Source organism: Robertmurraya sp. FSL R5-0851, from assembly GCF_038002965.1.
Lineage (GTDB): Bacteria > Bacillota > Bacilli > Bacillales > Cytobacillaceae > Robertmurraya_A > Robertmurraya_A beringensis.
In genome coordinates this window covers 1-22,455 of sequence record NZ_JBBOOE010000002.1, presented here as the reverse complement: position 1 = coordinate 22,455, position 22,455 = coordinate 1, and the positions used below count along the sequence as shown (strand labels likewise).

At 33.9% G+C, this 22,455-nt stretch carries 14 protein-coding genes; 10 read left to right on the top strand and 4 right to left on the bottom strand.

The window, feature by feature from the left end; translation table 11 throughout:
* Positions 1-1,452: a cell division protein FtsZ gene (locus tag MKX65_RS24305; RefSeq protein WP_340906444.1), complete on the top strand. Its 1,452-nt coding sequence runs from the start codon at positions 1-3 to the stop codon at positions 1,450-1,452.
* A 299-nt stretch (positions 1,453-1,751) separates the two neighbouring features.
* Here the strand turns inward: MKX65_RS24305 and MKX65_RS24300 are convergent, their stop codons facing one another.
* Positions 1,752-2,723 carry a hypothetical protein gene (locus tag MKX65_RS24300; RefSeq protein ID WP_340906443.1) on the bottom strand — a complete coding sequence of 324 codons (972 nt, stop codon included), beginning with the start codon at positions 2,721-2,723 and terminating at the stop codon, positions 1,752-1,754.
* An 865-nt stretch (positions 2,724-3,588) separates the two neighbouring features.
* Between MKX65_RS24300 and MKX65_RS24295 the strand changes: the two genes are divergently transcribed.
* From MKX65_RS24295 to MKX65_RS24255, 9 genes are all read left to right on the top strand, one after another.
* A complete protein-coding gene (locus MKX65_RS24295; protein WP_340906442.1) occupies positions 3,589-4,539 on the top strand; it encodes a hypothetical protein in 951 nt (316 codons plus the stop codon).
* Positions 4,540-5,033: 494 nt separating this feature from the next.
* On the top strand, positions 5,034-5,912 hold the full coding sequence (locus MKX65_RS24290; RefSeq protein ID WP_340906440.1) for a tyrosine-type recombinase/integrase: 879 nt from the start codon (positions 5,034-5,036) through the stop codon (positions 5,910-5,912).
* A 109-nt stretch (positions 5,913-6,021) separates the two neighbouring features.
* Complete coding sequence (locus MKX65_RS24285) at positions 6,022-6,603, top strand: hypothetical protein (protein ID WP_340906439.1); 582 nt, start codon at positions 6,022-6,024, stop codon at positions 6,601-6,603.
* Positions 6,600-7,283 (top strand): hypothetical protein, encoded by a 684-nt coding sequence (locus MKX65_RS24280; protein WP_340906438.1) that lies wholly within the window; start codon positions 6,600-6,602, stop codon positions 7,281-7,283. Before MKX65_RS24285 ends, MKX65_RS24280 begins: the two co-directional genes overlap by 4 nt.
* 15 nt (positions 7,284-7,298) lie before the next feature.
* Positions 7,299-8,147: a hypothetical protein gene (locus tag MKX65_RS24275; protein ID WP_340906436.1), complete on the top strand. Its 849-nt coding sequence runs from the start codon at positions 7,299-7,301 to the stop codon at positions 8,145-8,147.
* Between the two features lie 581 nt (positions 8,148-8,728).
* Positions 8,729-9,115 carry a glyoxalase superfamily protein gene (locus MKX65_RS24270; RefSeq protein ID WP_340906938.1) on the top strand — a complete coding sequence of 129 codons (387 nt, stop codon included), beginning with the start codon at positions 8,729-8,731 and terminating at the stop codon, positions 9,113-9,115.
* Between the two features lie 953 nt (positions 9,116-10,068).
* A complete protein-coding gene (locus MKX65_RS24265) occupies positions 10,069-10,275 on the top strand; it encodes a hypothetical protein (protein ID WP_340906434.1) in 207 nt (68 codons plus the stop codon).
* 505 nt (positions 10,276-10,780) lie between these two features.
* Positions 10,781-12,928 (top strand): AAA family ATPase, encoded by a 2,148-nt coding sequence (locus MKX65_RS24260; protein ID WP_340906432.1) that lies wholly within the window; start codon positions 10,781-10,783, stop codon positions 12,926-12,928.
* Positions 12,922-14,718 carry an ATP-dependent helicase gene (locus tag MKX65_RS24255; RefSeq protein ID WP_340906429.1) on the top strand — a complete coding sequence of 599 codons (1,797 nt, stop codon included), beginning with the start codon at positions 12,922-12,924 and terminating at the stop codon, positions 14,716-14,718. The genes MKX65_RS24260 and MKX65_RS24255 overlap by 7 nt, the downstream gene beginning before the upstream one ends.
* Positions 14,719-14,930: 212 nt before the next feature.
* Here the strand turns inward: MKX65_RS24255 and MKX65_RS24250 are convergent, their stop codons facing one another.
* Genes MKX65_RS24250 through MKX65_RS24240 form a run of 3 tightly spaced genes read right to left on the bottom strand, consistent with a single transcriptional unit; the run spans position 14,931 to position 21,921 of the window.
* Positions 14,931-17,360, bottom strand: coding sequence for a hypothetical protein (locus tag MKX65_RS24250; RefSeq protein WP_340906427.1), 2,430 nt, complete (start codon positions 17,358-17,360; stop codon positions 14,931-14,933).
* A gap of 60 nt (positions 17,361-17,420) precedes the next feature.
* Positions 17,421-20,810: a hypothetical protein gene (locus MKX65_RS24245; protein ID WP_340906426.1), complete on the bottom strand. Its 3,390-nt coding sequence runs from the start codon at positions 20,808-20,810 to the stop codon at positions 17,421-17,423.
* The gene (locus tag MKX65_RS24240) at positions 20,803-21,921 is read right to left on the bottom strand and encodes a restriction endonuclease-related protein (protein WP_340906424.1); all 1,119 of its coding nucleotides are present in this window, start codon (positions 21,919-21,921) and stop codon (positions 20,803-20,805) included. The genes MKX65_RS24245 and MKX65_RS24240 overlap by 8 nt, the downstream gene beginning before the upstream one ends.
* Between the last annotated feature and the right edge of the window lie 534 nt (positions 21,922-22,455).

The window sequence follows — 22,455 nt, the reverse complement described above, 5'->3', positions numbered from 1 at the left end:
ATGTTGTTTACGAATAATAGCCCTGCAATTAATATGACAATGGTTGGTTTTGGACAAGCTGGAACAAGAATGGCTGACGCTTTTGCAGAAATCAAAGATACTAATGGGAGCCCTGTATACAACTGCTTGGCTTTAAATAGTAATGACGGAGACTTGAAAGGTCTTAAATACATACCAAAGAGCAATCAAGTATCACTGGATCTTGGCGGATTAGGTAAAAATCCCGAAAAAGCCATGCGAATCCTTGAGGAAAATGAACATGCAAAAGAAAATCTTAAGCAGTTTATTACAGAAAGAGTAAGACCTAATGATGACTTAGTTCTATTTTTTGCTGGTCTCGGTGGAGGTACTGGTACATCAACGATTATCAAAGCTATTGAAGAATTTAACGATTATCATAACAAACCAATCATTAAAGAAGAGTTAGTAAAGCTGCAGAAGATTACTGATCCTGCTGTATTTAAGAAAGACCTTAGAAAATTCATGGCACAAGCTGTTAAGAATGCATCTGAAAGAACTGTAAAAATCGGTATTGTTGTTACTCTTCCTGTTCGTGAGGATGGCCCTGATGTTTTAAGGCAAGTAAATGATTTTACACAAAAAATTTGGAAGTTAGCGAAAGACAAATCTAAAGGAATTGCATTCGTTATATTCGCTGATAATCAGAAGTTTTCAGATGACTTTGAGGCACTAGCTGACAATACAAAACAAAGCTTAAAAGTAGATAACTACAGAGATTACTCTAACTTACAAATTAGAAATGTTCTTCATGAGATAAATACTGCCACTACTGGTGGTGGAACGTCTGTTACTTTCGATAAAGAAGACTTTAAACGTGTTATTCTAGAGCATCAAGGGTGCTTAGTTATAAATAAAGTCGAAGCTGACATCCGTAATGTAAACAATGAACACGATATTAAAAAAATGTTTACTGATTCAATCAAAGGCAGTCTTCTCCATGAACCAGTTGAACTAGTAGAAAAGCAAGAAGATGGACAATTAATGGCTTCTAAAGTACACCATTTAGGATTACTTGCAGTTATAGCTCCAGACAAAAAGATACCAAGTTCTTTTATGGACCAATCTAAGAAGGCTGTAATTGACGATTTACCGTTAAGCGGCACAGTTTTTAATGGTTATCTTGAGGAGAAAAACAATAGAAAAGCTAGTGTTTATACCTTCTTTAAAACCGAAGGACTACCATCTCGACTTGTAAAAGGTTTAGTTGAAGAATACAAGGAATATCGTGAAAAACAACAAAAGTTTGCTTTTAAAAACTCTGCTATCGAGTCAATTGCTGCAACATCTGAAGATGAAGACGATTTTGATATGGATCTTGATTTATCGGAATTTGGAATAGACCTTGGAGAAGATGATACAAAAGGTACTTCTACTGAAGAAGATGTAGACCTGATTGATATTGACTCCCTTGAATTCGATGATTTAGATTAATAAAAAAGAGGAACTAACATGATCGTTAGTTCCTTTTCTTATTCCGTTCAATTGCGTTAACCAGTGTATCTAGGTGATGTTTTTAAAATATGAATAATTCAATTTCAAAATTGAGTTTAACCAATGAAAATGCTGTTATACCAAGCGTTAACGCTCCTCGGACGACCCATAGCGCAAACGCTATTTAACGTTAATCTCCATTCAATCTCAACCTGAACCTAAGATTATCCAGGCGAACGCAGTTGAGTGTGATATTCAGTTTTCCTATGTATTCATATTAGTTTTCATAGGAAGAACCATTAATTTTGAATAGTAACCAAAACCTCATTTTCAAAGTACAAATAATTTCCGTTCCCGTAAACCCATTGCTCACTACTTCCATATGCTGAGGTTGTTGTGTTAATTGAATCTGGTTTGCCCCAGGATGAATTTAAGACTTCATCTTTAGTCATACCGATCTTGACTCCAAAATTTTTAGAAGGTTGTTTTTTGTTATTGATTTCAACTCTTAACTGGTCAATATAAGGTTGTACTTCTGGAAGGGGCTCTGTAATAGCATTCAAGGATATTTCCGGTAAGGAATCTTGTCCCTGGATATAATTAATACTGCTGTCATTATAAAAATAATCATACGCGATACTCAGATGGTAAAAGTTTTTGCCGAAGTTTGTTAGATTTGAAGCGCTGTCTAAAGAGATTTTAGAATAGTTTCCTTCTTTCATGTATTGGAGGTACTGATCAATTTTAGATTTGGAGGAAGCTTCTCTGACCTGTTTTTGTTTGTTTTTTTCTAGTTCCTTTACGCTTAGTGCTATTTCCTGTAGTTTATCATTAAGATCTCCTAAACCCGATTTGGATTCTTTGTCTAGTGAGTTATAGAGTTCAGTTGCTAATACATGCCTTTCCTTATTAATAAGTACTTCAAAAGAATATTTAAGCATTTCAATTATGTCCTTTTGTAGCAGCTTATCCTTAATTGGAGAGTCGATATAATTTTCTATTAGCGTAGGATAGCGTTTCTGATCATATAGTTCCCTTAAACGAATATAGTCACTAAGTCTATTGTAATATTCAATTTCACTAGTATTTTCCGTCTCACCTCGAGAATCACGAGTTAAAGATCCTGCGTTATTATACTGTCCTTTTTCAAGTAAAAGTTTCACCTCTTCAGTAACTTCCTCCTTAGTTTTTTCTTTCTCCTGTGTACCTTTATCAGAACAAGAAGTTAGTAATAAAGAACAAGAAAGGCATAAAAAAAGTATGTATTTCATATAAAGTCCTCCTTCACTTAGATTCTACCAAATATACTTGCTTCCCTGAGTAAATTACAATCGACAATTATTGCATTGGAACGTCTCCTTCCATAAGAACTTCAAAACCACTAGAAACGTTGATATTTAAGGCGCTACCGTACCTCGGACGACTTATAGCGGAATCACTCGCACGATTTTATTCCCACATAAATTCGAAAAACCCAATAAGACTTATATTAAGATAATACCCATAAAAATCACTAATTTTATTAATCGTTAAAGATTATATTGAAGTTCAAAAAAATCATTAACCCTCTCAATCGCACACGTTCAGGTACGTCCGTCACCCGAAAGTCTTATTATAACAAGCGTTAACTCACCACAAACGACTCGTAGCGTTATAAATCAATTTCGTTCAATTACAAAAACGATTAATAATTACGATGATGATTGAAATTCAACTAAAATAACGTTCTGTACTCAAAGAAATTACAAAATGAATACAGTCAGATAACTTGCATTCAGTTAAATTCAATTTGATTCAGCGTTCAATTTCATTCAAATTCGATTGTTACTCTATAATCTATTGGTATTACAAGCGTTATCTACCAACGGACATCTTATAGCGTTTGAATCACATTGAATTCAAGAACATAATTGAATCGTTTTTACGTAGATGATTTATCAATCTTACATTCATTAACGTAATTGTTTGAATTAGATTTCAATCGCTATAAGTCGTTTGCCCCCACTAACTTTTCCGCTATAAGTTGTCCGCGGCCCCTTAACGCTTGTTATATCAAGGTTTCTATTGATTTTTCCGTAGTCAAAGTGTAGTATTTTGAATAGTTACTGTAGAAATCCACAATCAGGAGGTGTATATATGAGTAAAAACAGAGACATTAAGGAATTGCTCCTTGAAGAAGCTAAGGATGATAGACTTTATAGAAGGGTAGTAATTGAAGGTCTTGAAGATGCTTTGTTTACTCCTGGTATATTGTCTATGCACGAGGATGTTACATATAGCACAGTAGATGCAGGGAAAATTATAGAGCGTTCTGATTCAACAATAAGAAATCATTTTCGTTCAGACTTAATCAATTACATTCAACCTGAAAAATACGGGAAGTATTATAGATTAGATTATAAAAGTATATTTCGGTTACATATCATTTTCATCCTAATGGAAAAAGTGGGGAGAACCACTGTTGATCTTCTAGCTGAGTTAGGTTGGGAACCTTCAATTTCTGTTGGAAATCCAAAAATCCTAAATCGAGATAGTCAATCTGCTTATAGAGAGGTTGCAGCTGGTCTGGAAATACCCGATCTTCAAAGACAGGTGCTTGAATCAAGGTTACAAAGTGTAGAAAAGAGTCTAATCCTACAAAATGCAATTACTCGAATTTTTAAACATGAAAGTGACATTGCAAATATTGATAGATTAGTTGAATCTAAGAAAACACTAATCCATCAAATTCAGTCGGATGCAAAGATGCGCTATTTAGAGGATAAACATAGTAAGCTATTAGCTACTTCCTTAAAGAAAAGTATAAAGAAGCCTTCTTTTTTCGATCTTTTTAAAAAAGCTGAAGAAGTAGATGTAGTACAAATGTCTAGCGAGATAGAAAAAGGTTTAAAAGAAAAAATGGAAGAAGAAATCACCCAGCAAATTGCAATTCATAAAGAAGAAATGAATGAGTTGTTGAAGAAAAAAGAGAAGCTTAATGAGAAATTATTGTTAGAAAAAGAGGCTTTTTCAAAAGCTCAGTTGGAATTAGAGAAAGTTGATGAAGATAATAGTAAAAATAACAATCTTATACAAATTAATGATTGATTATTACGAACGTATGTTTTATACTATAATCAATCAATAGAGTGAGGTGGGGCGACATGTTCCTATTATTTAAAGAGAAAACTATGAAAAAAATAGATACTACAGTTGTAGGAGTCGCGACAGTAACCCTCCTAGCGGCGATCGTACTTACATTTGCAAATTAATATATGAATCTAGAAATTTAAAAAGCCCTAATCTCGTGAAATTTCACCAGATTAAGGCTTTTTTGTTTGATTTTTATTGAACAAGTTGCATGGGTTTGTTATTTCCTTAGCCACAAGAACCTTTTCTATATATTCATTTGAGGGTACATTTGTACCGTAAATATTTATAAATAAAGTCTTAAGTCGTTAAGGTGATTCTACTTCAAGCTAGTTATCAAAACAACATTGAAAATAGAGTTGAGACCAATAATTTTGGAAGAATGTAGGTAATAACGAACATACAGTCGTAAAATTGTTATATAATCATTTTAAAGGAGGGGAGGTTTGGATATGCCTTACGGATTTATACGGTCTATAGAACAAAAGGGATATAGTGATGAAACCATAAAAAGCTATGAACGGGTCGTTAGTCAATTTTTTGTATTTATCAAACAGTTATATCCAGACAGCAAAGAGCCCCATGAAATAAACCCATTAGATATTAAGCAATATTTAGATGGACAGATAGATAACGATAAAAGTATTTCAACAGTTAATAAGGAATTGGCAATTATTAAAACTATGTTTCACTACTTTTGGGAAAATAACATCGTACCAATTGATCCAACAGTAAAGATTAAAAGATACGCTGTTAAAGAAAAACCCGTAGTCGAAATATCTTATAAAGTAATTTCAAGTTTAGTGGATAAGGTTTTATCTAACAGTGATTACTCTAAGCTAAGGAAAGCCTTATTTATTCTAGCTGCAAAGGGCTTAAAGACAGCTGATTTCCGTTTTAAGAAAAAGGATGTTATTGACCATACTTTTAAGGATCAGGTAGACATCAAGCTAAAGAATCGAAAAATCACCTTGCTAGATAAAGAAGCTTCTTATTTCTTGGAGTATTACTATGAAACATTATTCAATGACTCTGAATATGTTTTTACAACTAAGCCTCACGGGTCGGATATTGGTGGCCCAATTGAAGTAATGTCAATCCTAAACCATTTAAGGTATATATCCCAAGATTTTCTTTCTGATAAAAAGCCTTTAAACCTATTAGTCATTCGTAGGGCAATTGCCTATGATCTATATATGAAAAAGTTACCTATTCAGCAGATAGCAAAAGAATTGGGTATTGAAGAGATGACTACATCAAACTTTGTTAAGATGCTTACTTCAGGGGCTAACCAAAAAGACCTTGAAGAAAAAAACGAACTTAGTGTATAATTGGAGCAACAATATAAACGTAAATGGGAAGTGCCCAAGAATTACCTATCATAAATGAGATAGGTTCTCTTAGGCACTTCTTTTTTTGTTTTAAAAGGGAGTCGTGGAAGTGAAAAACAAGAAGACCAAAAACCTTCATGATCTGGCCACTGCCTTACTAATAGGAGAAGGGGAATTTGGAGTAAGAGCAGGGAAAGAAAGGTCCTTGACTGTTCCTTTCGATAGAAAAAAGTCATGGTATTTATCAGAAACCATAAAAAATGAGCAATTAACAGATTTTATTGAGATCAACTCAAAAAGAGGGCAGCTGTACCTCCACTCGCATTCTGTATTAGAAATTTTATATCCACAATGGTTTAAAGATGGAAACAAAATATTTAGTTTTATCATGGATCCAAAACTTTTGAATCTAAAAACTATTGTGTTGTGTATTAATCTCTTTGGGGAGAGGAAGCTCGAAACTATATCAATTCCTACTACAGTTGAGAAAGAGCATATTAAAACACTTGCATACTGCATGGAACAACACTTACAGGTTCCGGTTGTTCCTGGAACTAACCAAATAAAAATCGCAAATATTCCAAACTTTGTCTTAAATTGCATTAATGATTTACCAGCAATACATAGCGCTGAGTTAATTAACTTTCTTACTGATAAAGAGAAGAAGAAAATAATGGAAGGAGTGAAATGATGAAATTTCCAATTATACCAGCGGTTATATCCGTTTCAGTCCTATTATCAGCATGTAGTGACAGTAGATTTGAAGAAGAAGCAAAGAGAGTAGAACAAGTCAAAGCAGAAAAAGAAAAAGCAGAAGCAGCTTCACAGCTTAGTGATAAGGAAAAGTATGAGGTCTACAAAAAAATGGAGAAACCATTGGATGAAGTCATTTTAGAAAATGATTTAGATGTTCTTGAAGAAGTCTCAAATATTGAGGTTGAAACAAAAGATCAATATGAAGATGCTACTGAATTCTCAAAATACGCTTCTCAAGTCCTTTATAACTTCTATCTATCTCAAATAGATGCGAAAAAATACTATGATTTTCTCCTTCAGCATGGGAGTGAAAGGGTTAAATCTGAATTACCAAGTGAAAAAGATACGATTGCCATTTTTACTAGTATTCAAGAATCATTTAAGAAACAAAACATTACAGGTGACTCTTATACACTAACTAATCTCTCCTTCGATCGTATGAAGAGAGAAGGTAATTTTTATCGAAAAGTAGTCACTACAAACGGTGAGGAGTATTTCATCACTACGATTAAAAAAGAAAACGGAGTATGGAAATATGAAGATGATAGTCCAGCGCCTCCATATTTATTAGGTACTGATTTAAATCAAATTAAAGAAGAAACAACAACAGAATAGAAATGGGGAAATGACATGACAATGACTACAGAAAATAACTTATATGAATATATGCAACAGAAATTAAAGGCACATTTCCAAAACAATCAGGATTTTAACCAGGACATTGCTACCATATTTGAATACTATAAATCTAAGCTGGTGGCTATCGTAAAGGAAGCCCACCACGAAAAAATGGAGGAAATGTTATTTGCTAGCATTAAGTCACAAATTACTAACGGTTATTATATGGGATTAGAGATATTGAATGGAGATTCTCAATTTGAAGATGACTTTTTCCGTCAAGCGGAAGGTATGATATCTCAACAAATTCCTGATATGCTTCGAACAGTTACAAATAATAGTATTGAAGAAATCATTACAAATGACGCGTTAAGAGAGCTCACTTCTTGGCTAGTTATGGAGTACGAGGATGTTTACCCCTTGTTGATGGATATCTCTTTAAATACGGCTTCTCTAGGGACTAAATGGGCATTTAAAGATGAAGCTAATAAGAGAGATATAGAATCATATACACCTCAATTCAGAGCGATTTTAGCAAATATAGACGATGTTTCCTACATCGATCCCCAGTCCTTTTTAACACTAATAGCCATCAATGATAATAGTGAGGTATGGGAAATCATTAATTCTGATTATAGAGGTCTAGAAAAGATTGGTGAAGTGACTGTACTTCGCATGAATAGAGAAGAAGAACAAATAATGTACTTTTTAAATGTTAGTCTTAAAAATCAAGTCAACACAAATCAACAGGAATCTATTATTAATAGTGTAGCTGTAAGATTAATGGTGATGAATGAAGTTGAAAGAATGAACATTGTTATTACTGCTTCAAGTGTTGTTGATTATTTTCAATTTAATTAAACGGGAGTGAAATCAATGACCACTTAAACAAAAAAAGGATGGATGAGTTCAGGTATTATTCCTGATCATCTATCCTTTTTCTTCTATGGTGAACACTTTATTTTTTTGACTCATCTGAAGTTATATTCTATTTAACTATTCGCTTTTTGTACATCAGTTGCCCTCATGTACCCTTTTAACACTACTTGTTGATTTATCTTAAAGCGTCTCAACCCGTTGGTATCAATGGGTTGAGGCGCTTTTTAATTTATTTAAATGCTTCGCAAAACTTATATTAACACTAATCATACTTCCTAAACATACTTATTAAACGTACGGGGCGAGAGCTGGCAGTCTTTTTGCTTTATAAGTCCAAATTTATCCTTACGATGTAAATCCAACCATAGTAGCGAGCTTAAACTCTAAAATAACTATCTATAAAATACTGAGAATACTGGAGAAAACGTAAGTTTTCACTTTGTTTATTGAGGGAGTTTAGTGAAAGAAGGAATTTGCTAATAAGATGTCTAATATCCAATTAGAACAAGAGGATTTATTTTTGTTGACCTTAACCAGATTTAATAATGAAATCTCTAATCCAAATGTGTACAGGAGTGTTGTTTTTAATGATTACACCCATCTTTCGAATTTTTGATATGGAGAAAACTCTTTCGTTTTACATTAAATACTTAGGCTTTAAAATTGATTGGAAACATCAATATGCAGAAAATATGCCTTTGTATTTTCAAGTTTCATTAAATGATGCTGTTTTACATCTATCCGAACATCATGGCGACTCTTCTCCAGGTGGTGCAATCCGAATTAAAATAAATGATTTGACAAATTTTTATTCTTCTTTATCAAAAAAGGAATATCCTTACTCTAATCCAGCAATAGAAAAAACACCTTGGGATACTATTGAATTAACAGTTGTTGACCCTTTCTCAAACAGAATCACATTTTACGAAGAAATTAACGCTAATTGTTGAATAAATCTAAAACGTCTCACCCTGTTGGTATCAATAGGTTGAGACGTTTTTGTATTTGTTTAAAAGCTTCGCAAAACTACTATTAACACTAATTATGCCTCGTAAACATTCTTATTGAACAAAGGTTTATGGAAGAACAGTTAAAAATAAAAAGACACTATCCGTAGATAGTATCTTTAAGTAAATCACCGAAGATAAACGGCCAAGTTTTTGTTAGCATTGCTAACAACTTACGGTGAACTCACTGTATAGTATAGCTTTATTTTTTTGTGTTAACAAATAATAAATATTTGCTAAAATTCCACTTTTTAGGGTTCTATTCGCTAATCTTAATGGACATTTCAATAATGGACTTACATGTCGGACAAGTTATATTCTCGATCTGTTTAAATTTAATTTTCTTTAAACCTTTACTACCAGTACGAGAAATATCAAATTTAATCCCACACTCACTATTATTAAGGTTTTTAATTGCGTGTCTATAGGGAGACTCTAGGAAAATTACGGTTGGAAAATACATACTGGATCCTCTTAGTTTTATTTAGACAAATTAGAAAAGGGATTAAAAAAAACGAGGTAGCCCACTAGATAATTTTACGTACACAGTAAAACGTCGCGTTATTCACCTTCGTAAATTTGCCTAATTAGTATTTTATATCATATTAAATTTATTTTATAGACAATGGAAGAAATTGATAAAGAGATTCCAAGATAATTTCTATAGTTCCATAAACAGAAGAAATGACCGCTTTTAACGGTCAGACAAATTGGTTAGTGGTAAGGTACTATACGTTAGTTTGCTTAAAACGTGTAGGCAAATTAAGTTGCAGAGAAGTTTTTCAAAAGATTATATGTATCCCCCATTAAAAAATAATCTCATACGAATATTTATAAGTACCATAGAATTAGTCCTTAAAACATGTTTTTAAATAAAAAGTGGGGGAGACATACTTTTGAAAGAATTTCTTGTTTGTTACATCCTTGATAATGATATTAAACGTGAGAAGATGATAAAAGAGTTTGATGCTTTAAAGGCAGAGGTTGTACATGAATTATTAGAGAAAATTAATACTAATAGATTTTTTCTATCAAAAGGAGAACAAGGAGATTTCTTAGTTAATAGCTCTTTAGTACGGTACATTAGAGTTACTGAGAAATAAACAAGAATAGCTATCTTTGTGAAGGAATGCACTTAGATAATAGGGGCTTTAGTTTAACAACAATCACTATTTTTGTTTATTATATCGAGTTATTGGTAATAAAAAAGGATAGATGCATACAGGTATTATTCCTGGTCATCTATCCTTTTTCTTCAGTGTGATAACACTTTTGATTGACTCAGCTTTAATTTATATTCTATATAACTATTCTGCTTTTAGTACATCAGTTGATCGCATGTAACCTTTTAACACTAATTGTTGATTTAACTTAAACCGTCTTAACCCGTTGGTATCACTGGGTTGAGACGTTTTTTATATTATTTAGATCTTCGCAAAACTTTTATTAACACTAATAGGCCTTCGTAAACATCCTTAATGAACAAACGGGAGGTTTGTTGAATAAGAAATTTAACAAACATTTCAATAATCGACCAATAATACAATATATTTACAAAAAAGTGCTAAAATAGTATGGAAACTTTCAGATGTAGGAGGGGAGAAGAGTATGTATATCTCAAAAATGTATATTAGAAACTTCAGGAATTTCTGTTCACAAAACTTTTTATTTCAACCAGGAGTAAATACCCTTATAGGGGAAAATGGCTCTGGAAAGACAAATGCATTTTTTGCATTACGTCTTATGATTGATAATAATCTACCCATCAGTGCTTCTAAGTTAATAGAAACCGATTTTAATAGAAATTTATCTAGATGGCAAGGGCATTGGATTATTATATCTCTTCAATTTGAAGATTTAGATTCAAGTGAGGGAGCTAATATTTTAGCTCATAAACTTGAACATGTTGATGAAGCTTCAAGTAGCGGCTCTTATCATTTCTATTTTCGACCGAATAAAAAATTTAGAAGAAAATTATACGAGCTATCCAATGACAAAGATAAGGATCAGCAAAAGCTTGAAGAAATTCTAAACGAAATAACTATAAATGAATATGAGGGTGTCTATCATTTTCGAGGTACAGCTGATTTTTCTGATGAAGCAGTATATAGAGAATTGGTTGGTGACTTTGAAAATATTATTTTCCCTAATCCTGATGATGAAAAAAAGGACTTGTTGGGTATTACAACATCCCAAATATTTTTAGTACGATCGGAAATTGCATGTACGCATATTAAAGCTCTTCGAGATGTTATGGCAGAATTACGTAAAAATAGACAAAGCCCGTTATTAAATTTATTAAGGGGTAGTGCAAATAAAATCCAAGTAACTGCTGCATCAAATATTACAAGCAAGGTAACAGATTTGAATGAAACAATCAGTAATCTCTCGGAGATTAAGGAATTGGCTGAAAAGGTTAAAAAGACACTTGATTCAACAATTGGATTTACATATGCACCAAATGTAAGTATTCGTTCTGAGCTTCCTGAGGATATAAATAAACTGTTCCAATCGTTAACACTATGGGTTGGAGATGGCGAAGATACAAGCTATCAAGGCAAACTAGAAGATTTAAGCTTGGGCGGGGCAAATTTAATCTATATTACGTTAAAATTACTAGAATATGAGTATAAGCAACCGACCGAAGAGAAAGCTGCTCATTTCCTATTAATCGAAGAGCCTGAGGCACACATTCATACGCATATCCAGAAAACGATGTTCGATAATTACAAATTTCAGAACACACAGGTCATTACAACAACACATTCAACACATATCTCTTCAGCAAACAAAATAAAGTCGGTAAATATCCTATGTAAAGAGGTTAACGAAACTGTCGTCTGTCATCCAAGTAATGGACTTGATGATAATGAATGCACCAAAATTGAGCGTTATCTTGATGCTACAAGGAGTACCCTTTTATTTGCTAAAGGTGTAATCCTAGTAGAAGGAGATGCTGAGCTAGTCCTAATACCAGCTCTTTTCAAAAGTGTCTTTGGTTTAAGCCTTGATGAAATTGGGGTCAGTTTAATTAATATGAATAGCACAGTCTTCGACCATATTGCAAATTTATTCCATGATCAAAGAATTAGAAGGCATTGTGCCATCATAACTGATCATGACCAATCACTTATACCATTAAAAGCAAATAAAGACGATGATACTGATGAGGAAAGGAAATCTCGAAACTCTGAAATAAAAGGTGAAGAAAGAAAGCAGAAACTAGATTCATACTGCAAAGACAATCCTTGGGTTGAAGCATTTTATGCAGAACATACTTTTGAAGTTGATTTTGTCTTAAACGGTAATCAGCGAGAAATAATACAAACGCTAAGCAAAATATATAAATTGCAAAAATCAATAGACACTTCAAAGGCTTTATTAGAATCCAATGATGATATTATAGTTGGACTTGAAACACTTCGTCTAGCGGATAAGGTTGTAGGAAAAGGATGGTTTGCTCTTACACTTGCAGAGGAATTAACTTATGAAACATTCATTCCAGAATATATATTAGAAGCTATTGCGTTTGCTGCGGGACATATTGGATTTAAACACTTTGTAAAAATGGCTAAGTACAGAATAGAGCAACATTGCAGCTATGATGAATTATGTGAGTTTGTAGATGCTCTTGAAAACCTGAGTGATATTGAACAAACTTATAGTAAGCTAAGAGAATTATGCGAAGAATACTTAGATGAAGATGATAATCTTATATTACTAATCGACAATTATGAGGACTATCACGTATGTTAGACGGTTTAAATTCTCACCAACTAGATGCAGTGACAACGGATAAAAATGCCCTTGTTATTGCTTGTCCTGGTAGCGGGAAAACACGCGTTTTAACTCGCAAAATTGCTTATGAGTTAGAGAGACTCGATAGTAAAAAGAAGTTTATTGTAGCACTCACTTATACCAATCGGGCTGCTGAGGAAATACAAAGGAGACTTGATGACCTTGGCATTCCACAAGAGCAGCTTTGGGCTGGCACAATTCATTCTTTTTGCTATCAGTGGATTATTAAACCATATTCAGCATATGAACCAGCATTAGTAAACGGATTTTCCATCATTGATGATAACAAAAAGCGAAAAATATTAAATGAACTAAAGAAAAAACATTCTATTCCTTCTTTTAGCGACATTAATACAGGACTGGATAGAAATGCGAATTATATGAATGCTGACCCATATAATAATGTAATTGCAAAGGAGTTCCATGAGAGTATCTTAGAAAACAAGGAAATAGATTTTGATTTATTGCTATATTATTCTTATAAAATGTTAATAAACAATAAAAAAATACGCTCACACCTGGCAAATATATTTTCTTATATATTTGTTGATGAATTTCAGGATACACAGGATTTACAATACGCTATTATTGGACAAGTTCTCACTGTGGCTGGCGATAAGTGTAAACTATTTCTAGTAGGGGACCCAGATCAGGCAATATATGGCTCATTAGGAGGAACGCCTAAAAGTCTATACGAGATACAAGAGTATATCGGAAATCAGGAAATAGTGTTTAAAGAGATTCCTGGAAATTATCGATCTACACAAAGAATCGTTGACTTCTTCAGAAACTTTCAGTCAACAGAAGTAAATATAGAAGCACTTGGTCGGCATGCATATGAGAATGGATTCATAACACTTGATACAACAACAAATAAGGATAATCTTTATAAAGAGTTTGCTGATATCATTACTCATAATATAAAAAAAGGTGTAAAGCCAAGCGAAATATGTATCATAGCACCCCAGTGGTACTTTTTAACTCCACTTGCACAAAAATTAAAATCTGTTTTACCAGATATTCCTTTTGATGCACCAGGGGTTTCACCACTGTCAACAAATCGGGAGAATTTTTGGTGGAAATTATCAAGGTTATTCTTATCAGAAATAACCCCAAAAACATCCATGAGTCGTTTTAGATGGATGAGTCAACTAATTAATGATTTAAACGGCTATACAAACGGTTCTTTGGGAAATGAGTACACAGACTGTAGAAAATACCTTAAGATTATCAATTCCATAAAACCGAATGAAACAATAGGCATATTATATTTGGAAGAAGCGTTTAAAGCATTCTTCAATAAACTAGAACTCGATATAAATGATTATTATGTGCTATTGGAACAATGGGATATATTCTTTGATGGTATTCGTACACGGTATGAATCGACTGATTTTATAGGCACTCCAGATGACGTTCAGTACTTTAAGAATATATTTAAGCCTTCAACTGGTGTTGTTATAAATACCTGTCATGGTGTTAAGGGTGAAGAATTTGAAACGGTGATTGCGTTTGGTTTACTTTGGGGATATGTTCCTCACTGGAGTTCTATTAGAAACCAACCATACTATATTACGGAATCTGCTTCAAATAAATTGTTATATGTCATTGGGTCTAGGGCAAAAAAGAATCTACATTTATTTGCTGAAAAAGGTAGGAAATCAAATTCAGGATACGTCTATCAAATAAATCATCAATTAGCACAGACTACGTTTGAATATGATGGTAACTACTATCAAGGGAATTAAGTATTAAACAATTCTTATCCATTTAAAAAGTCGCATAGTTCTGCGGCTTTTTAAATGGATTATTCGGCAGTTAAGACTGGGAGATCTAGTTCCGGAAGTTAATTTTCCGAATCTCATAAATAATTTTAATATGTATTTTGCCAAAAAGCATAAACTAATGCACATTTCGAGTAGAAAAAGGATTAGTCAATGGACTAATCCTTTTAAAGTATCTAAAATAACAATAATTCATGATGCTGCTTTAGTATATGAAGCGGATAAGGATGATTCACAAACGATTCAAATGTAACCGTGATGTTTCTCAACAAATGAACTGCATAAGCCATTTGGTCTTTGTTAACTTCCTTTCCATTGATGGATTGGAATTGAAGCTTAATAGGGATACGGTTGACATACATCTTATTGTAATCTAATTTACTCATGAAACTATTAGCTTTTGTATCTGTTGGCATCTTTGCGGCTATCGATACGTATCCATCGTTGGTACGTGCTAAATACGTTCCTTTTGATGGAAGTTCATTATTTTTAAAGTAGGATACATAAGGTACATTCGATGTATTAAATTCATAGGTCATGATCGTAAACCCTCGTTCACTATCGTTTGCTGTAAATAATTGCTTCTCAAAGATCACAATAGGTTCAGCATTTTCTATTGATTGAATACAACCTCTCCAAAACAATGAGAAGTTTCGTTTATCTCGTTGTGCTAGAGTCCGTTGACTACTTAGAGTAAGATACATCAATGAACCCTCTAATGTAAGCCAATTCGATTGCTCATATTTAACGTGCATCATACCTCGATGGTACCGAGCAATGGTGTAAATAAATCGTCTAGCCCGTCCATAGCCGACTTCTAACACATAGGGCATATAGAATACATAGTGATTCAATACCGCTTCATATGATTGAATATGTTGGTTTAAAAACCCTTTGGTGGCTAAGATATCTTGGATTGATTTAAGTAATCGATTAGATAAATTGACATCCTTTCCATAAAAACATTGCGTCAACATATTTCTTTCCAAGAACCCTAATTTCACTGATTGTTTGGGGTCAGTATAAGCGTTATAGCTTTCATATTCTCCTATCTCTACTAACGCATGTGAAATAGCAGGAGAAGGTGAAACCAAGGCTTTAAAACGTTCTATACGATTTAGGGTGGCATCACGGTAGTCGTTGAAGGACGAGCATTCTAATGGACCAAACAACGTTGAGTCCCACGTATGGTAGATAAATTCAATCGAAAAGTCTTGTAAGAAACTTTCATCTGAACGAGAAATGAAATCAAATCGATGTTCCTGTTGTGTAGATGGCTCAATCTTATAGTTAGAACCACCATTTTGTTCTTCTCTTGAAAATAACGTTTCGATTGCTACTCTTACTTCTTCTTGTATCTTAGTTCGAGTAGAATACACATGAATGGGAATCACCTGATCCCACAAATGTTCTTTTTGTTTGTTACTTACATCTACTCGAATATGTCCACCTTTATAAGAAGTACTTACATTTGGTGCATCCCAATCCTCTTTTCCTAACTTTTTAAGTGGATGTAAGAGTGAAAGGGTAGGAAAAATAGATTGTATCATCAAAAATAGATTGTAATGGTCAACCGTATTTAAGCCCACCTCTAAGTAATTCCCATTCTTATTTTTATCTTCTGCAACATAAGGAATTAAGACCATTGTATTCGATGAATCTTGATATTGGTCAAGAGACGATAATATCGTTTCTAATGGATCTAATTCTAAGCGGTTTCGTTTTAACCATTCTATTGTTGAACGTTCATGCGTGAAACGAGCCGATTGCCCACTTTTCGCAATGGATAACCGCAGCATGTGAGGTGATTTCCATATTGGATTTACCACATAGAAGGAACGGTCATCGTACGATTTCTTGTTTGCATTGTAATGGAACTGCTTCTTAGGGTGTAATCCCACCAGCCAACGACGTAATGAAAAATACACATGAACATGCCAATCGTCACCGGAACGAACCACTTCAAAACGACTCACAATGGAAGCTTTTAATCGCGTTTTAGCATCTTCTTTTGATAAGGTAAGCGGATGGGATACCACTTCATATCCGCTTCCATTATGAGTTTTATACCAACCAGTAGGGTAAGAAGAATCGTTACCTACTTGTTCAAAAGAAGCGGGAATACCTGTTTCAATCATTTGTGTGGCTAGATACCCTTTCATAAACGCGGGAAAGGTTCGAGTATCATGAAATAGAGATGCTACATCTATTTCCAAGTAGGGTATTTTCGCTTGTTTCACTTTGGAAGGGATAAGCAACAGTGATTCTTCATCCTCTTCTAAACATCCCTCAATCCAACGGGAAAACTCCCAATAGAGAAATTCCACATCTTCTAAAGATACAAGTGATACATACATCCACGGTTCTTTCCCTTGTAACGAAGCAGAAGAAAGGTGGATGGAGATAATAGAAGGATAACGACCTTCAATCATGGTTCGGAATTCTCCGAATTTGAAACGACTTTGATATTCGAAACTAAATGTATGTAAAAACGAAACCATTTCAACCGGTAAATAAATGGCTAACACCGATTGATTTTCAAATGCATTAGTTTTTAGAATAAATCCATGCGGTTGAATTACATTCTTAGTAGTAGTAATTGTCATACCTATACCTATTCCTTTCTGACAAAACCCTCTGCTCATGTTGAACAGAGGGTCTATCCATTAATAATTTCTTGTATATGAATGATGAGTGGGTGTAAAAGCTTCTTCTAAACTTTCGATGAACGGTTGATATAACTTATCTATAATAATATCATCACGTTGGGTGAGGATGTTGTTCCATTCTTCTAGCAAGTTATTATTTTTTTTATTCAAAGCTTCTGTTTTTCGATTGTACGAGAATTTTGCATCCACATAATGGACTCGTGCATCCGTATTTCCACGTAAAGTACGGCCAATCATCTGCCACACATTGACGAACGTATACCATGAAATGATCTCACGAATTTCTTCTTCTAAGGTGTCAAATGCTTCCTCACTAGCAATGAGTTTTTCAAAAATCTCATTGGAGCGTTTCACCACATGTTGAATGCCATCTCCGAAGTATTTTTTATATCTAGCCGCTTCATCAACTAGAGCAGGGAGGTAGCCATTCAAGATCGAAATGGCATTGGATACATTTTGTGTCACAAGGTACGGTCGCACCATAAACATGACCGAGCCGAAGTAAGAATAAAAGCTATTTTTCTTTAGAATGTTGTAGCCACGATTAATTGATTGGAGCGGTACGACTAATACATCAATGTCTTTATCAGCAGCATAAATTACTTCATCTCGTAAGATGTTTTCATTGGCAGATTGTTTAGTAATCGCCTGAACTTTATCTTGGAAGAAAGGAATTAACGCTTGATACACCCATTGAGCTTGAACATACGAATTGACCACTAGTAGAACTTTACGTCCTTTATTAATATCGTTTTCGTCTATTTGCCAATGATGCAATTCTTGACGGATTAGGGGTACCATCTGTTGACTTAATCGTTTCAACTGAATTTCTTTTTGTTCTTCCGACACCCCCGAAATGAAAATCGGTTCATTCTCGTGATCCAAAAACACATGAGAAAATTGTTCAATCGTCGGAGGGGTTTCTATTTTAGATTCCAATAAATACGATATGGGTACATCCACATGGTAATGTGTGGAACCTACCGCATAACTTGTTCCTGACAAAAAGACAATACTCGTTTCTTGTTTATCACGGTGTTGGTATAAAGTCCCCCAATTCGTTAATGAAGAACGACCTACTCCTAAGTATTGATAAACTTCAAAGGTACCATATTGTTGGGCTTTCGAACTCTCTTTGAAATAATATTGAAATCGTCTCATCGTAAGGGCATCGGGAATAAACGGCAAATATTTGTAAATATGTTGGTACGTTACTTCAATAAACTCATCAAGGTTACTATTGGTACGAATTTCAACGTAATCCTTTAATTCTAAAATATTATAAAAACATGTATCAAAGACATAAAAATACAGATAAAGCATGAACTTGGCTACATCATCATCCTCTAGGATGGGTTGATTGATTCCTTTTATATTTGGAAATACATGCTTAATTAAGAAAGTACGAATGACGCTCATTTCCATTTCAAATTTCTCGGCTTCTTTTCCTTCATACCTAGAATCCATTTTTATGGTTTCAACCTCATTTATTTGTGAGACAACCAATTTGAGGTACTCTTCTGAATTAAAACGTTCTTGCTGGAAAAACCATTGGAATAATTCGTTTTTCATGACATCTTCATCTTTGGGTAACTCGAACCATTTTCGAGTGACATTTGAAAGAAGAAGTTGCGGTGAAAAGGTGCGTTTTTTTAAGAATTTACGAACGGATTCTTTGTTTTGGATAAGTCCGAAAATAAGGTTTTTCGAACGATTGGCCAAATCCATATAATGAGCAAATCGACGAATGTTCGTATCATTTTGGATTTTTTGATTTTGATCCAATAATGCAAACGCGGTTTGGCGTAACATTTCAAAGCTTTGTTCATGATTTCCGAAAAGTTGATTCTTTGTATTATACATCGCGTCAAAGGTATCTTGAATTCCATCTGCTTCATCTACGTAAATGACATCTAAATACATATTCATTAAATCATAATAGGTTTTATGTTGAGGATTCATAAACGTATACGGAGCCGATTGTTGAATAGCAGCCGATGTCCCAATCCATACATCCGCTTCGGAGAGCTGGCGGTCAGCTTCAAACATCCCACAGGTTAAATAAAGTGGACATAGATACATCTCTCTATCTTTTGATTCAGACATTTGAAGTTTGGTACATGGATATTCTTTTAAAGGGATGGTTGGATCAGCATTTTTAGAGAAGGAATCCATAATGCAAACCCCACCAAAAAAACTCAAAACGTAATTTAACGCTAGTTCTGATAGAATGTGTTTATCTTCATCGGTCGTACGTGTGATTTTTTGAATGAACTGTTGTAAATGACTATCCATATTGGTTTTTCCAATAATCGGTACGGCTTTTATTCCCGTTAAATATAAATCGTATACCCATTTTAACGTATCCGCTGTATTCATGGTGACAATTCCACACTTATTGCCCTGTTGGACCAATCGGAATGTTTCTAAGTGAATAAACGTGGTTTTACCCGCTCCGACAAGCCCAGCGATACCGACTTGTGTATCATACTCTAAGGCTTTTTTGGTTGAATCTGTTGAATAAAGCGTGACATTTTTCTGTCGGTCTTGCCAATAAGTTGTATTAGTTTCCATTTTCCCTAGTGATGCTGCCACATCCAACCGTTTACGGTCCATCTCTTTTGCTACTTCATCCCAATGAGTAGCACCCTCTAAAGATAAAGTGAGTGTAGAACGTGGTTGTTTTTGTCGGCCATGAATTAAGAGGTGTGAACCTTCATTTAAAACTGAATTATCAAACTCTAGCCAATGAGATGGCATCCGATTAGGTTTGTTTCCGGCCAAACTAGAAGTTCGATCAAAAACTTGCTGGTAATGTAAGGTAGTATAATACCCTTTTTTTACATCGTTTTTATAACTTCGAAAAAACGTGATGGGCGTTGCACTAGTAGCAAATTCAGGAATTACAGGCCTTCGCACTATATGAAAAAACGTAAGCATTTTATCAAATAAGTTGAAGCGGTCTTGAATGACCGAGGGTATTTGACGCTGTAACTGAATCTCGTTCGGATCTACACTTTCCACTTCTTCATATGCTCGAAGTAGAGTAGGGAAAGTTAGATAGCGATTAAATTTATATTTCCATGTTGTTTTGGATGAACGCTTTTTAAAGTATACACGTAGCACTTGAACTTGTTCAAAATCAAGAGGTTCTGGAATTAATGTATCTATCCCCATAAAGATAGAGTAAACATTTGATGAGGTTAAAGGAATATTAGGGTAATTTTTTTGAAACGCATAACATGATAACTCGACTTCCGCTAACATCGAAAAGTCAGCATCATCAATCACTGCTGTATCAAGTTGCTTCCATTCATCTTTAAAAGGTTGGAGGAAATCTCCTTGGGTTTTATATAAATTACGAAACATCGATAAGAGTTTAGGCATGATGTACCTCTCTATTTGTAATCTTTTTAACGACTTCTTTGAATCTCATGACACGTAAAGTAAAAGGGACCTGTTCATTAATGAAATCCACATAGGCTTTTGATTTATGATCGGGTACCGCAATAATCGTCGTATGTGACTCATGATACTTTCCTTGACTCAATTCCTCTTGTAACTTGGATAATAGGGTATGGGAGCTTCTGTAGTTTTTTACATCGATTAAGAAGGTATCTTCTTGAAACGTCACTTCTAAATCCCCATATCGCTCTAAATTTGGATATAGCTCCACCACTGCACCTTTTTTCTCTAGTCGTGTTTTTAATTCCATTTCCCATAAACCCGATATGACGGTTGAGAATTGTACTGCTTTTTTGGTACGAAGCTCGGCATCTTGAAATAAAGACCCCATTGTATCGGTGACATCAAATTGTTTCTCACATTCTTCTGTTAAACAACGATAATAACTGTCGGTAATTTTAGTCATTGTCCAACCACATCTCGGGCATAGAAGATAATGGTGGTTTCTAATAGGTTCATAGCATTCCTCAAGGTAATTGGAAAGTTGAGTATCTAACAATCCCTTCATCATAAACTGCTTTAATTCCCGCTCATTTAGTACAGGATGTTCTTGAATAAACAACCGAAATTTAGTATAAAGTTTTTGGGCGTTATCTAGTTGATGTTGGTATTGACGACAATAGTATAAGGCTTTAGCCACCGCGCTACTTTGGAATTCAAATAATGATTCCTTCTCTGAATAGATATAATGACAATCATCGGTTAATCCATACGTATCTAAAAAACGAAAATTCTCTAAATCTAAGTTTTTTAATTCTTTTTTCGTAAAGATTCCTTCTCCCCATTCAGATAAAGGAAGCTGAAACAAGGTTAAGAGTTTTTGATAATTGTTTGGGAACAATTCACGATTACGGTCATCTATTCCACTGCCGTTAAAACGACGATCGGTACTTAAATATCGTTTTATTATTTCTGTATGTATTCGTTTTAATGGGGGGAACGTCGGTAATTTCGAGGGATTGCGTTCTAAATATTGTAGCGTTTCGGTTACTTCTAATACGAATTCAATTAAGTCTTTATTGAAATAATCCATACAATAATTCCTTTCAACCATCTTAATTTACTTTTTATAGCAAAAATGGGTATAGTATTTGAAAATATTATATCATTAAGATGAATAGATTTAAGAAGTTATCAAGTACTAGACGTACAAATAGCTTACCTACGTATTATTGTTAGTAAGAGAAGAGGGGTGAAGATAAGTACAATCCATCAATCGAAACTATAATTTCAAAACATAATGAATTTATGGTTGATTTAGAATGGTTAATGATTGACCAAATCTAGTTGCTGCGAGTACAAGGATACTGGACACTAATAAGTTAAAAGGGCAGCATTCCTGTAATAAATGAAAAAGAGCTAAAAGTTTGTGAAGAGGTGTACTTAAATAAAACGGGGGCTTTAGTAATTTTGTTTACTAAATCAGGTTATTGGTTATAAAAAAAGGATAGATGAATACAGGTATTAATCTTGGTCATCTATCCTTTTTATTCTATGGTAAAGCACTTTTTTTCCTCAGCTTCAAATTATATTCTATATAACTATTCTGCTTTTAGTATATCAGTGG

What these genes read in the sequence shown, in the direction of transcription:
- MKX65_RS24290 (WP_340906440.1), top strand. Translation starts at nt 5,034, where the DNA reads ATGCCTTACGGATTTATACGGTCTATAGAACAAAAGGGATATAGTGAT.
- MKX65_RS24260 (WP_340906432.1), top strand. Translation starts at nt 10,781, where the DNA reads ATGTATATCTCAAAAATGTATATTAGAAACTTCAGGAATTTCTGTTCA.
- MKX65_RS24240 (WP_340906424.1), bottom strand. Translation starts at nt 21,921, where the DNA reads ATGGATTATTTCAATAAAGACTTAATTGAATTCGTATTAGAAGTAACC.
- MKX65_RS24295 (WP_340906442.1), top strand. Translation starts at nt 3,589, where the DNA reads ATGAGTAAAAACAGAGACATTAAGGAATTGCTCCTTGAAGAAGCTAAG.
- MKX65_RS24275 (WP_340906436.1), top strand. Translation starts at nt 7,299, where the DNA reads ATGACAATGACTACAGAAAATAACTTATATGAATATATGCAACAGAAA.
- MKX65_RS24305 (WP_340906444.1), top strand. Translation starts at nt 1, where the DNA reads ATGTTGTTTACGAATAATAGCCCTGCAATTAATATGACAATGGTTGGT.
- MKX65_RS24245 (WP_340906426.1), bottom strand. Translation starts at nt 20,810, where the DNA reads ATGCCTAAACTCTTATCGATGTTTCGTAATTTATATAAAACCCAAGGA.
- MKX65_RS24270 (WP_340906938.1), top strand. Translation starts at nt 8,729, where the DNA reads ATGTGTACAGGAGTGTTGTTTTTAATGATTACACCCATCTTTCGAATT.
- MKX65_RS24300 (WP_340906443.1), bottom strand. Translation starts at nt 2,723, where the DNA reads ATGAAATACATACTTTTTTTATGCCTTTCTTGTTCTTTATTACTAACT.
- MKX65_RS24250 (WP_340906427.1), bottom strand. Translation starts at nt 17,360, where the DNA reads ATGACAATTACTACTACTAAGAATGTAATTCAACCGCATGGATTTATT.
- MKX65_RS24280 (WP_340906438.1), top strand. Translation starts at nt 6,600, where the DNA reads ATGATGAAATTTCCAATTATACCAGCGGTTATATCCGTTTCAGTCCTA.
- MKX65_RS24255 (WP_340906429.1), top strand. Translation starts at nt 12,922, where the DNA reads ATGTTAGACGGTTTAAATTCTCACCAACTAGATGCAGTGACAACGGAT.